The sequence below is a fragment of the Megamonas sp. Calf98-2 genome, from assembly GCF_900110235.1.
Lineage (GTDB): Bacteria > Bacillota > Negativicutes > Selenomonadales > Selenomonadaceae > Megamonas > Megamonas funiformis.
In genome coordinates this window covers 17,520-33,126 of sequence record NZ_FOCY01000020.1, presented here as the reverse complement: position 1 = coordinate 33,126, position 15,607 = coordinate 17,520, and the positions used below count along the sequence as shown (strand labels likewise).

13 protein-coding genes are annotated in these 15,607 nt (G+C 33.2%); 10 read left to right on the top strand and 3 right to left on the bottom strand.

All coding sequences use genetic code 11. The features are described 5' to 3' along the window. Positions 1-23 precede the first annotated feature (23 nt). From BMX03_RS07275 to BMX03_RS07260, 4 genes are all read left to right on the top strand, one after another. A complete protein-coding gene (locus BMX03_RS07275; RefSeq protein ID WP_015562032.1) occupies positions 24-1,928 on the top strand; it encodes a PTS fructose transporter subunit IIABC in 1,905 nt (634 codons plus the stop codon). A gap of 357 nt (positions 1,929-2,285) precedes the next feature. After that, positions 2,286-2,627: an STAS domain-containing protein gene (locus tag BMX03_RS07270; RefSeq protein WP_018999264.1), complete on the top strand. Its 342-nt coding sequence runs from the start codon at positions 2,286-2,288 to the stop codon at positions 2,625-2,627. Between the two features lie 12 nt (positions 2,628-2,639). Continuing rightward, a complete protein-coding gene (locus BMX03_RS07265; RefSeq protein ID WP_022227830.1) occupies positions 2,640-4,736 on the top strand; it encodes a glycogen debranching protein in 2,097 nt (698 codons plus the stop codon). A 27-nt stretch (positions 4,737-4,763) separates the two neighbouring features. Next, a complete protein-coding gene (locus BMX03_RS07260; RefSeq protein WP_091694634.1) occupies positions 4,764-5,138 on the top strand; it encodes a desulfoferrodoxin family protein in 375 nt (124 codons plus the stop codon). A gap of 50 nt (positions 5,139-5,188) precedes the next feature. Here BMX03_RS07260 and BMX03_RS07255 read toward each other — a convergent pair whose 3' ends face one another. The 3 genes from BMX03_RS07255 to BMX03_RS07245 all read right to left on the bottom strand — a co-directional run bounded on the left by BMX03_RS07255 (position 5,189) and on the right by BMX03_RS07245 (position 8,148). Next, complete coding sequence (locus BMX03_RS07255; RefSeq protein WP_091694632.1) at positions 5,189-6,136, bottom strand: D-2-hydroxyacid dehydrogenase; 948 nt, start codon at positions 6,134-6,136, stop codon at positions 5,189-5,191. Between the two features lie 18 nt (positions 6,137-6,154). Continuing rightward, entirely contained in the window at positions 6,155-7,459 is a 1,305-nt protein-coding gene (locus tag BMX03_RS07250) for a M18 family aminopeptidase (protein ID WP_091694629.1), read from the bottom strand. Between the two features lie 143 nt (positions 7,460-7,602). Beyond that, a complete protein-coding gene (locus BMX03_RS07245) occupies positions 7,603-8,148 on the bottom strand; it encodes an NADH peroxidase (protein ID WP_008539147.1) in 546 nt (181 codons plus the stop codon). 362 nt (positions 8,149-8,510) lie between these two features. On the opposite strand from BMX03_RS07245, the gene agaF reads away from it, so the two are divergent. From agaF to lonC, 6 genes are all read left to right on the top strand, one after another. Further along, on the top strand, positions 8,511-8,939 hold the full coding sequence (gene agaF / locus BMX03_RS07240) for a PTS galactosamine/N-acetylgalactosamine transporter subunit IIA (protein WP_039881461.1): 429 nt from the start codon (positions 8,511-8,513) through the stop codon (positions 8,937-8,939). Beyond that, the gene (nagA, locus tag BMX03_RS07235; protein ID WP_091694626.1) at positions 8,932-10,086 is read left to right on the top strand and encodes an N-acetylglucosamine-6-phosphate deacetylase; all 1,155 of its coding nucleotides are present in this window, start codon (positions 8,932-8,934) and stop codon (positions 10,084-10,086) included. The genes agaF and nagA overlap by 8 nt, the downstream gene beginning before the upstream one ends. Positions 10,087-10,220: 134 nt before the next feature. Further along, on the top strand, positions 10,221-11,174 hold the full coding sequence (locus BMX03_RS07230; RefSeq protein WP_022227823.1) for a YybS family protein: 954 nt from the start codon (positions 10,221-10,223) through the stop codon (positions 11,172-11,174). 11 nt (positions 11,175-11,185) lie between these two features. After that, positions 11,186-13,195, top strand: a complete 2,010-nt coding sequence (locus BMX03_RS07225; RefSeq protein WP_015562025.1) for a DHH family phosphoesterase — start codon at positions 11,186-11,188, stop codon at positions 13,193-13,195. Then, a complete protein-coding gene (rplI, locus tag BMX03_RS07220) occupies positions 13,167-13,610 on the top strand; it encodes a 50S ribosomal protein L9 (RefSeq protein ID WP_075555022.1) in 444 nt (147 codons plus the stop codon). Before BMX03_RS07225 ends, rplI begins: the two co-directional genes overlap by 29 nt. 9 nt (positions 13,611-13,619) lie before the next feature. After that, positions 13,620-15,599, top strand: a complete 1,980-nt coding sequence (lonC, locus tag BMX03_RS07215; RefSeq protein ID WP_075555021.1) for a Lon family ATP-dependent protease — start codon at positions 13,620-13,622, stop codon at positions 15,597-15,599. Positions 15,600-15,607 lie beyond the last annotated feature (8 nt).

Genomic DNA, 15,607 nt, shown 5'->3' with positions numbered 1-15,607 from the left:
ATAATATTAAGGAGATATATTAAATGAAAATTACCGACTTATTAAAACCAGTTAGTATTCAATTAAATGTTGCTCCGCCAAAATCCAAAACTGAAGCTATTGAAATCTTAGCTGATTTAATGGAAAAAAGCGGTAACCTCAATAACAAAGAAGAATACTTAAAAGCCGTAATAGCTCGTGAAGAATCTGGTTCCACTGGATTAGGCGATGGTATCGCTACACCACATGCAAAAAGCGCTGCTGTAAAAGAAGCTGGTCTTGCTGCTATGGTTATTCCTGATGGTATGGACTTTGAAGCTTTAGATGGCAATCCATCTCGCTTATTCTTCATGATTGCAGCTCCAGATACTGCAAGCGATTTACATGTAGAATTATTAAGTAAACTCGCTATGATGGTAATGGATCCTGATTTTAAAGAATCCTTAATCGCTGCAAAATCTGTAGATGAATTCTTAAAATTAATCAATGATAAAGAAAATCCACCAACTGAAGAAGAAACTAAAGCAGAAACTGCACCTGCCAAAGAAGAAACTTCTACTGGTTATGATGTATTAGCTGTTACAGCTTGCCCTACTGGTATTGCTCACACTTATATGGCAGCTGAATCCTTAGAACAACATGCTAAACGCAAAAATATTTCTATCAAAGTTGAAACAAATGGTGCTGGCGGTAGAAAAAATGTATTAACTGATGAAGATATCGCTAATGCAAAATGTATTATCGTCGCTGCCGATAAAAATGTACCAATGGCTCGTTTCAATGGTAAACATGTTATCATTACTAAAGTAGCTAATGGTATTAATAAAGCTGATGAGCTTTTAGACAAAGCTATGGCTCAAGATGCTCCTATCTATAAAGGTTCTGGCGATGATGACAGTGCTTCCACTGCTTCTAGTGAAAATGAAAGTATCGGTCGTCAACTTTATAAACACTTAATGAATGGTGTTTCTCATATGCTTCCATTCGTTGTTGGCGGTGGTATCTTAATCGCTATTGCATTCTTAGTCGATGTTTATGATCCAGCTAATCCTTCTAATTTCGGTTCTAATACTCCACTTGCTGCCTTCTTCAAAAATGTCGGCGGTGTTTCTTTTGGATTTATGCTTCCTGTACTTGCTGGATTTATCGGTATGAGTATTGCTGACCGCCCAGGTCTTGTTGCTGGTTTCGTTGGTGGTGCTATGGCAAACACTGGTGGTTCTGGTTTCTTGGGTGCTTTAATCGCAGGTTTTGCTGCTGGTTATATCATTTTAGGTCTTAGAAAAGTTTGCAAAGTATTACCTGAATCTCTCGAAGGTATCAAAACTATCTTAATCTATCCTTTATTTGGTGTATTATTGATGGGTATTGCTATTACCTTCATTATCAACCCTCCTGTAAGTGCTATTAATACATGGCTTGTTGAAACATTAAAAGGTATGGATCCTAGTAGCCGTATTTTAATCGGTATTATCGTTGGCGGTATGATGTCCATCGATATGGGTGGCCCATTCAACAAAGCAGCATATGTAACAGGTACTGCTCTTTTAGCTGATGGTGAATTTGGTATTATGGCTTCTGTTATGGCAGGCGGTATGGTTCCTCCAATCGCTATTGCTCTTTGTACTACATTCTTTGGCAATCGCTTCACTGAAGCTGAAAGAAAATCTGGTATCACAAACTACGTAATGGGATTATCTTTCATCACTGAAGGTGCAATTCCATTTGCTGCTGCTGATCCTGCTCGTGTAATTCCATCTTGTGTTATCGGGTCTGCTGTGGCTGGTGCTTTGTCTATGGCTTTTGAATGTACTCTTCGTGCTCCACACGGTGGTATTTTCGTTGTTCCAACAATTGGAAATCCTCTCATGTACTTATTAGCTATAGCTATAGGTGCTGTCGTTTCTATGATTCTCTTAGCTATCTTAAAAAAACCATTAAATAAATAATAATAATAAAATCAATGCAGATTAATTTCTGCATTGATTTTTTATTGACCAAAGCTAACAAATAAGACTCTAATACTTGCAAAACAGTGTAAACTTTTATAAAATAATATTAGGAAATATACCATAATATAATTTAGTCATTTTATTCAGATATATAAATCCCTATTTCTAGCTATAATTAAATTTAAAACTATATTAAATTTTATATTAGTAGGCAGATATCGTTATATTCCAATTTACAATATATTGCTTATTTAGCTAATATATATACATTAGTAGTATTATTTATATTTTTGTATAGCTAAAATTTATTATAATATTATTTTTATTTATAGTCATTAGGAGGTATTTATTATATTGGAAACTCGCACTAATCAAAAGGAAAAACTTCACATTATAGCAATAAAGGGTAAATTAGATATATCTACTGCACAACAAGCAAAAATTGAAATTTTAGATAAAATGACTTCTGGTGACAATATTATAATTGATATGTCTGATTGTAATTACATTTCTAATTATGGTCTATATTTACTTTCTAATATTGCCAACAAAGCTAAATTATTAAATATAAAAGCAATCTTTGTTTCCATAATTGATAAAATATCAGAAATATTTGATTTAACAGGTTTAACAGATACAATTGAACTCGCTCCTTCAATTGATGATGCTATAAAAAAATATGCTCTGATACATTAATGAGGTGTTATCATGCAATTAGATATTCTGCCTACTGATACGTTCAAACAATTTAAAATTAGACGCGGATTTTTCCGCTTAAACGGCTCCTCTATTGTTCCTGGAGGAGTTAATTTTTGCATATATTCAGCCGGTGCTACAAGTTGTGAATTAGTATTGTTCAAAGACAGAGCACCTAAACCTTTTGCGATAATTCCATATCCTGAAAATTATCGTGTTGGCAACGTTTTTGCCATGATTGTACTCGATTTAGATTATGAAAATATAGAATATGGTTTTCGCATTGATGGAAAATATGATAAAACTACTGGCGATATTTACGACCGTCACAAAATCATCTTAGACCCATATGCTAAAATGGTCTCTGGTCGCAACGAATGGGGTAAATTGCCAGATAAAGATAATATATTTCAATATCGTTCCAAAGTAGTAATCAGTGATTTTGAATTAGACTATGATTTACCACAAAAAACAGACCATGGTGATTTAATCATTTATGAAACACATTTACGTGGTTTCACTCGTCATGAATCTTCCAAAGTAAAACACCCTGGGACTTATGCTGGATTTATTGAAAAAATTCCTTATCTCAAAGAATTAGGTATCAATGCTGTTGAATTTTTACCAATCTTTGAATTTGATGAAAACGAAGATGTCATTAATGATACCATTCGTTATGATAGTAAAGGTAATCGCCTTTTAAATTATTGGGGTTATAATCCAATATCTTTTTTTGCGCCTAAAGCAGGCTATGCTGCTAGTGGAAAATACTCCATGCAAAATTATGAATTTAAAAATCTAATTAAAGAATTACATAAAAATAATATAAAAGTTATTCTTGATGTTGTTTTTAATCATACAGCAGAAGGCGATGAACGTGGCCCATATATATCCTTTAAGGGTATTGATAATAAAGCCTATTATATTCTAGGACCAAATGGTGAATATTATAATTTCAGTGGTTGTGGCAATACTTTAAATTGCAATAATCCAATTGTTCGCCAAATGATTTTAAACTGTTTACGCCATTGGACAGCTGAATATCATATTGATGGCTTCCGTTTTGACTTAGCTTCCATCTTAGGACGCAATCAAGATGGTTCTCCTATGAGTAACCCTCCACTTTTAGAATTATTGACCTTCGACCCATTGCTCAATAATTCTATTTTAATTGCTGAAGCATGGGATGCTGGTGGATTATATCAAGTAGGTACATTTCCTGCTTATGGTAAATGGTCTGAATGGAATGGTCATTATCGTGATGATGTTCGCCATTTCCTCAAAGGCGATTTAGGTTTTGCTCAGGCTATAGTAAATCGTATCACTGGTTCTGAAGATATTTACAATCCTTCTAATCGAGGTAATTATGCTTCCATCAACTTCATTACTTGTCATGATGGTTTCACATTATGGGATTTATTCTCTTACAATGAAAAACACAATGAAGAAAATGGTTGGAATAATACAGATGGTGCTAATGATAATATCAGTTGGAACTGTGGTGTTGAAGGCGAAACAACAGACCCTGAAATTTTGACTTTACGTAGAAAAATGGTACGCAATGCTGCAACAATCTTATTCTGTAGCATTGGTATTCCTATGCTTCTAGCTGGTGATGAGTTCTGTAATTCTCAATTTGGCAATAATAATGCTTACTGCCAAGATAATGAAACTTCATGGTTGAATTGGAACCAATTACAAGAAAATCATGATATGTTCTTATTCTTCAAACAGCTAATTGCGTTTAGAAAAGAACACCCTCTTTTCCGCCGTGCTTCTAAGAGTACACCTAAAAATTATCCTACTGTAAGCTTACATGGTATTAATCCATGGCAGTTTGACTCTTCTCATGTCAATCGTGTTGTCTGCATTATGTTGACAGGCAAAACAGAAGATGGTCGTGATGATTTTATCTATATCGCTATCAACGCTCACTGGGAAAATCATCGCATTAATTTACCATCACTTCCACATGATACGCCTTGGCAGTTAATCATCAATACAGAATTTGATGATAAAGCATTTATCAAGCCACAAAATAGACCTAAAATTTACCAACAAAATACATTAAATGCTAGGTCTGTATCTGTATATAATGCTATAATATAGTTATTATATATTTGAGGAGGGATTTTTATGTCTCAAAAATTTTATATTTGTTCACACTGCGGTAATATCATTGCTTTTGTAAAAGATAAAGGCGTGCCTATTATCTGCTGTGGCGAAAAAATGAAAGAAATTATTCCTGGTACTACTGATGCTGCTGTAGAAAAACACGTTCCTGTGATTTCTCAAGAAGGAAATATTGTTACTGTTTCTGTAGGCTCTGTTGAACATCCTATGATTCCTGAACATTATATTGAATGGATATCACTTGAAACAAATAAAGGCAATCAACGTAAGGTACTACAACCAAATACTTCTCCAATAGCTCAATTTGCTCTTTTAGATGGTGAAGAAGTAATTACAGCTTATGCTTATTGCAATCTTCACAGCCTTTGGAAAGCTTAATATAAAAAACAAAGCCACTCATTATTTATCACTATAATGAGTGGCTATTTTTATTTTTTATATCCAGTTTCAAAATCGACAATATTTTTTAATTCTTTATCATCTATCAAAGCTTGCAAATTATCTTTAGCGATATTCACTATATTGTCCAAAGTCTTTGCCAAATGATATTGACCTGCTGTATGTGGTGTAATATGCAGATTTTTTGTCTGCCATAAAGCACTTGTTTGTGGTAATGGCTCTATATGCGTTACATCAATAGCAGCACCTGCTAAATGATTTGAATTTAAAGCTTCTATTAAATCATCTTCAACTACAGCACTTCCACGACCTGCATTAATAAAGAATGCACCTTTTTTCATCAAAGCGAATTTTTCTTTATCAAAAATCTGATAAGTCGCTTTCGTTCCTGGCAATACAGTAGCCACTATATCAACTTTAGGTAAATACTCATTTAGTTTATCTAGGCTAACTAATTCATCTATATAGTCTGGTTTTTCACCAAGGCGACGCTTAATACCGATTACTTTTGCACCTAGGGCTTTTACTCGTTTAGCAAAACAACTTCCTATATCACCTAAACCCACGACTAAGATAGTAGACTCAAAAATAGAAGTTACTTCTCCTTCATCTTTCCATAGAGATTGTTTTTGATTATCGTGATAACTATATAATTTTTTCTGCATAGCCATCAATACAGCAAGCATATATTCAGATAAAGCTAAACCATATGCTCCTGTAGCATTAGTTAATATAGTCTGCATTGGCAAAATACCTTTTTCACAGTATCCATCAGTACCTGCGCTATTTAATTGCAACCATCTTAAATTTTTAGCATCTTTCAATAGACTCGGCTTAACATTGCCAATAATTGCCTCCACATTTTCCACTAGTTCTTTGCCTGGATTGCGTTCATAAATAAATTCTACTTGAGGAAAATTTTGAGCCATTAATGCTTTATGCTTATCTTTAAATGGCATCACTACTAAAACTTTCATCTATATCACCTCTATATTTTAATAAAAACCTTCAAAAAATACTCTAACTAATTTTTCTAAAGATTTTTGGTCATCTTTTCCCATAGTTTCTCGTGCTGAATGCATAGCTAAAATAGGAATACCCACATCTAATGTTCTCATAGTCAATAAAGCGGAAGCCATCGAGCCTATAGTCGACCCACCTGGAATATCTGAATTATTTACATACATCTGATAATTTATTTTATATTTTTCACATAAAGCTCTTACGATAGCAATAGCTTCAGCATCTCCTGCGTACGATTGACTAGCTGCCATTTTTATAGCCAAACCTTTATTTAATATTGGTTTATTAGTCAAATCATTTTTTTCTACATAATTAGGGTGCATAGCATGAGCTACATCTATAGATAACATAAAGCTCTTTGCTAAATCTGCCAAAACTGCCTGTCTAGTATAACCAAATGCCATATAAATGCGTTCAATTACATTTGCCAAAACATTAGAAGCTCCGCCTTGTTTTGTTCTACTGCCCACTTCTTCATTATCAAATAAAACGGCTATATCTAAACCCGCCTTACGCTTATCAGCGATAATTCCTTCGATACAAGCTTTAACAGAAGTTATATTATCTAGTCTAGGTGCTGTTACTAATTCACCTGCAAAACCTAAATAATATGGAGTTTCTACTTGATATACAGTTAAATCATAGCTTAAAATATCCTCTTGAGCACAAGATAATTCTTCCGCTAACAATTTAATTAATTTACTATTATCATTTGCTAATTTATCTTCACTATTATTTTCAGTTTGCATAAAAGCTAAAGGCAACATTTCCTTTTGTTTACTTATACTTTTACCTGAATTAATACTTCTATCCATGTGAATAGCAAGATTTGGAATAATCATCAATGGTCGTTTAAAATCTACAAATTTTACATCTGGCTGATAACAATCTTGACCTTTCAAAACGACTTTTCCCGCTATGGATAATGGTCTATCAAACCATGTATTTAAAATCATACCACCATAAATTTCTACATTTAATTTGCCATAATCATTTTGCATAATATCAGCACTAGGTTTTATCTTTAAACAAGGAAAATCTGTATGGCTGACAGCAATTTTCATGCCTTCACGCAAATTTTGATGTGGAATAAATGCAATCAATGTTGAATCATATATCTTCGTAAAATATTTTTTATCTGCTTTTAACTGCCAATCTTCACTAAAATCGACCTCTTCAAAGCCATTTTTTGTTAAATATGATTGTGCATTTAAAACTGTATGAAATGATGATGTTGAATTGTTAATAAAATTAAATAATGAACCTGTGTAACTCATAAAATCAATCCTCAAAAAATTTAATAAAAATTCTATCAAATTTATTATACTAATATAAATTTATAACATTCAATAACTATTTATAAAAATAAAAAAGAGTATGGCTTACACCATACTCTTTTAATAATCCTATCTATATCAAATTATTTACCGAAGTAACGTTTTAAGAGGCCATTGAAGCCACAACCATGACGAGCTTCGTCTTTAGCCATTTCATGAACTGTATCATGAACTGCATCTAAGCCAAGTTCTTTAGCTAAAGTAGCAAGTTCTTTTTTACCAGCGCATGCACCATGTTCAGCAGCAACACGGAGTTCAAGATTTTTCTTAGTGCTGTCAGTTACAACTTCACCGAGAAGTTCAGCAAATTTTGCAGCATGTTCTGCTTCTTCAAAAGCATAACGTTTGTAAGCATCAGCGATTTCAGGATAACCTTCACGTTCAGCAACACGGCTCATAGCGAGGTACATACCAACTTCTGTGCATTCGCCAGTGAAGTTCTGCTGTAAACCTTCGATAATGCGAGGGTCAGCACCTTTTGCTACGCCTACACGATGTTCATCAGCGAATACTAATTCACCAGATTGTTCTACAAATTTATCTGCTGGTGCTTTACAAATTGGGCACTGTTCTGGTGCGCTTTCACCTTCATATACATAACCACAAATACTGCAAACCCATTTTTTCATTATAAATTCCTCCAATACTTAGATATATACACATTAAATAAATTGATAATCTCTAATTCCTTATCAATATTGTTTGTTCCTTATGTGTATATTATATGATTATACTAGCAATAAATCAAACGGCAAAAATTCCATATTATCTCCTTTTTTCTCCTATTTTCTTTTATATTCTTCATTATTCTATGTTTTACTAAATAAAATTAATTTTTTATAGCTTTTTTTTACTTTTTAATAATTATTATCATTTATTTATATACTTAAAAAAATACATTAAATAAACTGTAGATATACTTATTTTATGATACAATTAATATACAAAGAATTTAAAATATGAGGATATTCACTCCAGGGAGGTTTTTTTGTTGATAGGTATTATAGTTACAGGACATGGTAACTTTGCATCTGGCCTTGCTTCATCTATTGAAGTTATTGCTGGCAAACAAGATAAATTTGAAGCGATTGATTTTCCTATCGGTTCTACAAATACAGAATTAGCTAAACAATTACAAGAAGCTGTTGACCGCTTAAATTGTTCTGATATTATTTTCTGCACAGATATAGCAGGTGGTACACCTTTTAATCAAAGCGTTATTTTATCCACACATTTACCAAATAGTAAGGTTATTAGTGGAACTAATGTTCCTGTTTTATTAGAAGCACTCTTTAGCAGAGCTAATCAAACAGCTTTAAGTTTATCTGAAATTTTAGTTGATAGTCATCAGTCCAGAATTCAAGTATTCCAATCTCGTTCTCAAAATAAAAAAAATCGAGGAAGTGTTCTTAATGACTAAAATTGCTATTAAGGCTCAAAAAATTTTTACTGCAGATTTTATTGAAAGCAATAATTATCTAATTGTTGAAGATAATAAATTTTCTGGTTTTCTTTCTAAAGAAGACGTCAAAAAAGAAAATATTCCTGTAAAAGAATATAATGATGCATTCATTATTCCAGGTCTTATTGATACTCATATCCATGGTGCTGTAGGTCATGACACTATGGACTCCACTCCAGAGGCTTTAAAAAGTATTGGGGATTATCTTTTAACTCAAGGTACTACTACATGGATGCCAACTACAGTAACAGCTCCACTTGAAGATATCTATAAAGCTATTGCCAATGTAGCTGAATGTAAAGATACATTAAATAGTGCTCGTATTCTTGGTATGTTCATTGAAGGACCTTATATCACAAGCAAACACAAAGGAGCTCACCCTGAAGAACATATTCGCCCATTAAATAAAGAAGAAATCGAAAAAATGTCTGAATATAATACTGTAAAATCCATTATCATTGCACCTGAAAAAGAAGATGCACCAAAATTCACTAAATGGATAACACAAGATTTAAAAATCAAAGTTTCCTTAGGTCATAGCAGTGCAAATTACGAAGAAGCTTGTGCTTGTTTTGATATGGGTGCTGATGCTGGTGTTCATACTTACTGTGCTATGGAACAACTCCATCATCGCAATCCTAATTTATTAGGTGCTATCATGACTCGCAATGATGTATATGCCGAACTCATTGCTGATGGTATTCATGTTTCTTTACCAGCTATGAAAATTCTCTTACAGAATAAACCAAAAGATAAAGCTTTACTCGTAAGTGATGCAATTCAAGGCACTGGCTTAAAAGATGGTCGCTATATGCTTGGCACTTTACCATTTAATGTAAAAGATGGAATTGCTCGCATTGATAGTGGTAATCTCGCTGGCAGTACAACAACTCTTTTAAAAGAAGTTCGTCGCCTCGTTTTAGAATTACATGAAAATCCTATTCATGCTGTTAATATGGCATCATTAAATCCAGCAAAACGCTTCGGTGTTGATGATGAACTTGGTAGCATTGCCATTGGTAAAAAAGCTGACTTCCTTATCATAACTCCTGATTATGAACTCAAAGAAACTTGGCTCGATGGAAAATGTGTATTTAAAGCTTAATAATTAATAAAAAACACTTTCTAATTTTTATTTAGAAAGTGTTTTTAGTTTTTGCAGTAATATAGTTTTTATATTATAATTAAGAATTAAGGTTTATCAATTATTAAACTATCTCTTAATGAAAGGATTTTTTTATGAAAAATACTAAGCTACGACCCTTAACTGAAAGTAGCCTATTGACTGCTATAACAGTAATCATTGCTATGGCAGGAATTTATATACCTTTTATTATTTTATTTTGGACTTTACCTATTACAATTATTACAGCCAAACATAATCTTAAATATGGTATATTTAGTGCTTTAATTGCTAGTATTTTATTATGTGTATTTTTAACACCTGTTACTGCCATACCACTTGTTCTAGGTTCAGTGCCTCTAGCTTTAACTTTAGGTTTTGGCTATAATCATTGTTGGTCTGCTGTAAAGATTTTTGCTACATCTTTTGTAGCTTCAATCATTGGTGTATGTCTATTTTTAATATGTACCTTCTATCTGACAGGTATAAATTTATTTGTAGACCAATTAGATGCTTTTAAAACAGCTATGCTTGATACAAATGAAATGTTTAATTCTATGGGCATAACTTCAGAAGCTATGATTGATGCACAAAGACAAACTCAGCATTTAATAGAAACTCTTGCGCTTGTCTTACCTATGATTTTTATTTTAAATGCTATAATAAAATTAGTGATTAATTATATTGCTAGTTCTTTTTTATTAAAACGCTTAGGAACTACAAATATTAATTCTTTGCCACCATTTAGATTATGGCGCTTCCCTAAAGTTTTCATATATATATATGCCTTTTCTTTAATAGGCATGTATTGGGGCGATACTCGCAGTATTACGCTACTTTATCAAATTGCCCTAAACACTTATTTATGTGCTAATGTCTTAGGTTTAGTACAAGGTTTATCTGTCATAAGATTTTTTTATAAATTAAAAAATTGGCCAACTGCTGTTTGGATTTTCATTATCATTATGTTATGTCTAAACATGATAATTGCTCAAATCATTGCTCTTGCTGGCTTCTTTGATATGATTTTCGATTATCGAAAGAAATTCAAAAATAGCAATGATGTTTAGGAGGTAATTTTATGCCTAATAAATTATCCACTTGGATTGATATATGTGTTACTTTAATAGTTTCTTTGATATTATTAGTCATATTATTTCAATACAATTGGTATATATTTAGTGGCGGTATTGTTTTATGGATATGTTTATTCTTTTATCTAAAAGAACGCAGTATTGAACGACGCAAAAATCTAAAAGCTTACTATGAAAATGTCATTAAAAATGTAAATGAATTATCTAATTATGCTTTGGAACAATTACCTCAAGTAATCATGGTTATCAATAAAGATTTACGTTTAGAATGGTATAATCATGAATTAGAACGCTGGCTCAAGCAACCACCTGAAATAGGTTCTTTTATCACTGATATTTGGCCAAACATTCCTATCGATAATATTTGGAACCGCAATGGTCAATATATCTTTTCTCAAGATAATAAATTCTACATGGTAATCTATCGACCAGTAAATACTGATGACGATAGCCATTTAATGACTTTATATATCTATGATATTTCAGAATATGAACGTTTCAAATTAGATACAGCTATGCGTACTATGGTATTTGGCTATATCCAAATAGATAATTATGATGACGTTATGCAAGGGTTAAGTGAAGCTCAACGTACATCTATCTTATTTGAAGTCAATAGTCTTTTAGATAAATGGTCTCATTCTCTAGGTGGATTACTTCGTCGCATCTCTGATGATATGTATGTAATCATCTTAGAACGCCATGCTCTTGATTTAGCTGTCAGTGAAAAATTCGATATCTTAGACAAGGTTCGCAATCTTCACGGCGATAACAAATTCCCTGTTACTTTGAGTATCGGTTTAATTCAAAGCAGACCAAAAACTTCTATGGAAGAATTAGGTGCTCTTGCTCAATCTCACCTTGACTTAGTATTGGGTAGAGGTGGAGACCAGGTAGCTGTTGACTTAGATGGTAAAGTTCAATTCTTTGGTGGAAAATCCAAAGCTGTAGAAAAACATACTCGTGTAAAAGCTCGCGTTGTCGCTCATGCTGTTTTTGAACGCATGGAAGCTGCTGATGTTGTGTTTGTCATGGGACATCACAATGAAGATTTTGATAGTTTAGGCTCTGCCATAGGTGTATCGCGTATGGCTCGTCAAATGGGAAAACCTGTTTATATCATTTTAAGTGATATGAATGAAGGCGTAGATAAATTAATTAGTCTTTGCAAAACTGATAAAGACTTTGAAAATCTCTTTATCACGCAAAAAGAAGCGCTAGCAATGACTGCTTTAAATCCTGTATTATTCGTAGTCGATACACATATACCTCATCTTGTGGCTAGTCCTGATTTATTGCAATCAATAAATAATGTCATTGTAATCGACCATCATCGTCGTTCTGAAAATGTAATCAAAAATGCATTATTAATCTATATTGAGCCATATTCTTCTTCTACAAGCGAATTGGTAACTGAATTATTAATGTATTTCAATGAAAATATCAAGTTATCACGTTTAGAAGCTACTGCTCTTTATTCTGGTATAGTTGTCGATACGAAAAACTTCCGTGTCAATACTGGTGTTCGTACATTTGATGCTGTATCGCATTTACGTCGTTGTGGTGCTGACCCTGAAGTAGTTCATTATTTATTCCGCACAGATTATGAAACTAATCTTGCTGAATGTACTGCTATTGCTAATTCTGTTTTCTATCCAGAAGGCTTAGTTGTAGCAGTTTGCCCTGATAATGCCAATAGTATTCAAGCTATATCAGGAAAAATCGCTGATGATTTATTGGGAATTGAAAATGTACGCGTAAGTATTGTATTTTTCCGCTTAAAAGATAATGTCATTGGTGTAAGCGCTCGTTCCACTGGTGAAATCAATGTCCAAGTCATCATGGAACAATTTGGTGGTGGCGGTCATCAAAATGTGGCTGGCTCCCAAGTAAAAAATAGACCTTTAAAAGAATTAAAACAAGATGTAGTAAATACTACATTGTCATATATGAAAGAGGCTGATAAGAATGAAAGTAATAATGTTGCAAGATCTTAAAAAAGTTGGTAAAAAAGGTGATATCGTAGATGTTGCTGAAGGATATGGTAGAAATTTCCTCATCGCTAAAAAATATGCAGTAGAAGCAACTAAACAAAATATAAATGTAGCTCAAGCTCAGAAAAAATCTGCTGAACGCAAAAAACAACAAGCTAGTGATGAAGCTCGTTTAATGGCTTCCCAATTATCCCAAGTAGAAATCACTATTCCTGTTCGCGTTGGCGAAGGCAGTCGTTTATTCGGCTCTGTTACAAGTAAAGATGTTGCTTTAACACTTAAAGAAAAACACAATATTGATATTGATAAACGCAAAATCGATATAAAAAATATAACTTGTCTCGGTGATTACACTGCAACAATCAAAGTTCACCCTGAAATAACAAGTACAATCACTGTACACGTTGTAGAAAAATAAGAGGCAATTATGAGTATATTTTCTCGTTTTTTCAAATCTAAAAAAAAATCTCGAACAACTAAGGCTGCTGTAAAATTACAGCAGCCTAATATTTCTGCTACAAAAGTTGAAAATTCTCCTGAAGAAATCGTAGTTGAACCTATAGACCATGATATTGATGCTCTTTATGATATCTTAGTTGATATCGAAGGTGCTGACCGTCTTGTATTAAAAGCGAGTAAATTAGAAGCTTTAACACTAATTCGCTCAAATAACCGCAATCAACGTATCTTAGGTCTGCAAAAAATAGTTTATGAAAATCCTACTTTAGATAAATTACCTAAAGATGATGAAATTCCTATACTTTTAAAAGAAATGATGGATTATTTAGCCAATATTATGGCACGTCGTTCTTTTGAAGATGAATTAGAAAAACGCATATCTGCGAAGATGGAAGAAAATCATCAAGATTATATTTTCGATATAAAAAAACAAATCCTTAAAGAAGAAAGTTCTCTTAAAGAGTCTTCTCAATCATTAGCAAAACTAAAACAGCTAGAAGATAAAAATAAAATTCATCTAACAAAATCCATCATGGAATTGTTACGACCAGAAAATTTATCTGAAATCATAGGACAAGAAAGAGCTATTAAAGCTTTAAAAGCAAAATTAAGCTCACCTTATCCTCAACATCTAATACTTTATGGCCCTCCTGGCGTAGGAAAAACAACTGCTGCAAGGCTCGTACTTCAAGAAGCATGTACTCAGCCACATACACCATTTAATGCTGATGCACCTTTTGTAGAAACAGACGGCACTACACTTCGCTATGATCCTAGAGGTATAACAAATCCTCTACTTGGTTCTGTTCACGATCCTATTTATCAAGGAGCTCGTAGAGATTTAGCTGACAGCGGTATTCCTGAACCAAAACCAGGGCTTGTTACAGGCGCTCACGGTGGTATTTTATTCATTGATGAAATTGGTGAACTTGATGATACTTTACAAAATGAATTATTAAAAGTCCTTGAAGATAAGCGCGCTTATTTTGACTCTGCTTATTTTGAGCCAAACGACCCTAATGTACCAGAATATATCAAAAAATTATTCACTGAAGGTGCGCCTGCTGATTTCGTTTTAATTGGAGCTACAACTCGCGATAGCTATTATTTAAATCCAGCTCTTCGTTCTCGTTGTGCTGAAATCTATTTTGAACCACTGACTCCAAAACATATTGAGACTATAGTTTTAAATGCTGCTCATAAACTAAATGCTAAATTAGATGATGAAGTAGCCCAGATTATCAGTGAATATACAATTGAAGGACGTAAAGCTATCAATATCTTAGCTGACGCTTACAGCAATGCTCTCGTTCGCCAAGAAAATGATATGGATAATATATTAATCACTAAAGAAGATATTTATACTGTAGCTCAAGTAAGTCGCTTAACACCATTTATCACTAAAAAAGCTTCTGACACTAGCGAGATTGGTAAAATTTTTGGCTTAGGCGTTGCTGGTTTCATTGGTTCTGTTATCGAAATTGAAGCTATCACTTTTAAAGCTCATGAAAAAGGTAAAGGTATCTTGCGTTTTAATCAAACAGCTGGCTCTATGGCTCAAGACTCTGTCTTCAATGCTGCTGCTGTTGTGCGCAAACTCACAAATGAAGATATTCACGATTATGATATTCACATCAATATAATTGGTGGCGGTAATATTGATGGGCCATCTGCTGGAACAGCCATTTTAATAGCTTTGATTTCTGCTATTACCCAAAAACCAATTCGTCAGGATATCGCCATTACTGGTGAAATCTCTATTCAAGGATTAGTTCGTCCTGTAGGCGGTGTCTTTGAAAAAGCTTATGGTGCTAGCCAAGCTGGTATCAAAACCTTGATTATTCCTGAAGAAAATGCTAAAGATATCCCGCCTGATTTACATGGCTTAAAAGTACATCCTGTTAAAACAGCACAAGAAGCTTTAGCATTCGCTTTTGATAAAATTTAAGAGGTGAT